This window comes from Streptococcus mitis, from assembly GCF_047463435.1.
Taxonomy (GTDB): domain Bacteria; phylum Bacillota; class Bacilli; order Lactobacillales; family Streptococcaceae; genus Streptococcus; species Streptococcus mitis_DS.
The window spans coordinates 1-1,294 of record NZ_JASHDW010000028.1; the positions used below are offsets into that span (position 1 = coordinate 1).

The window sequence follows — 1,294 nt, forward strand, 5'->3', positions numbered from 1 at the left end:
GGCTCTATAATATTTGTAGTGGGTAAATCCCCTATGGATCTTATGGAGCCTATTTTGTTGTAGAAAAAAAGTCCCATATGACCTATAATGAAAAGCGACTAAACAACTCATTAGAAAGATTCATATGGAACAATTACATTTTATCACAAAACTACTCGATATTAAAGACCCTAATATCCAGATTCTAGACATCATCAATAGGGATACCCACAAAGAAATCATCGCTAAACTGGATTACAATGCCCCATCTTGTCCTGATTGTGGACATCAAATGAAGAAATATGACTTTCAAAAACCGTCTAAGATCCCTTACCTAGAAACGACTGGTATGGCTACTAGAATTCTACTTAGAAAACGTCGTTTTAAGTGCTATCAGTGTTCAAAAATGATGGTTGCTGAGACTCCTCTAGTAAAGAAAAATCATCAAATTCCTCGTATCATCAACCAAAAAATTGCTCAGAAGCTGATTGAAAAAACTTCTATGACCGATATTGCCCATCAGCTAGCCATCTCAACTTCAACTGTCATTCGCAAGCTCAATGACTTCCGTTTTAAGCATGATTTTTCTCGTCTGCCTGAGATTATGTCTTGGGATGAGTACTCCTTTACAAAGGGAAAAATGAGTTTCATTGCACAAGATTTTGAAAAGCTCAATATCATCACTGTTCTCGAGGGAAGAACACAAGCTATTATTCGAAATTACTTTCTTAAATATGATAGAGTCGTCCGATGTCGAGTGAAAATCATTACTATGGATATGTTTAGCCCTTACTATGACTTGGCTAAACAGCTTTTTCCAAACGCTAAAATCGTGTTGGATCGTTTCCATATTGTCCAACACATGAGCCGTGCTATGAGTCGTATGCGTGTCCAAATCATGAATCAGTTTCATCGAAAATCCCATGAATACAAGGCTATCAAGCGTTACTGGAAACTCATCCAACAAGATAGTCGGAAACTCAGCTATAAACGTTTTTATCGCCCTACTTTTCGCATGCACTTGACGAATAAAGAAATTCTAGACAAGCTTTTGAGCTATTCAGAAGACTTGAAACACCACTACCATCTCTATCAACTCTTGCTTTTTCACTTTCAGAATAAGGAACCGGATAAATTTTTCGGGCTCATTGAGGACAATCTAAAGCAGGTTCATCCTCTTTTTCAGACTGTCTTTAAAACCTTCCTCAAGGATAAAGAGAAAATTGCCAACGCCCTTCAACTACCCTATTCCAACGCCAAACTGGAAGCCACCAATAATCTTATCAAACTTATCAAGCGCAATGCCTTTGGATTT

At 37.6% G+C, this 1,294-nt stretch carries 1 protein-coding gene; it reads left to right on the forward strand.

Going from position 1 to position 1,294, the window contains the following annotated elements; translation table 11 throughout:
• Nucleotides 1–124: 124 nt before the first annotated feature.
• A partial coding sequence (locus tag QM843_RS09880) for an ISL3 family transposase (RefSeq protein ID WP_414304851.1) occupies nucleotides 125–1,294 on the forward strand: 1,170 nt, incomplete at its 3' end.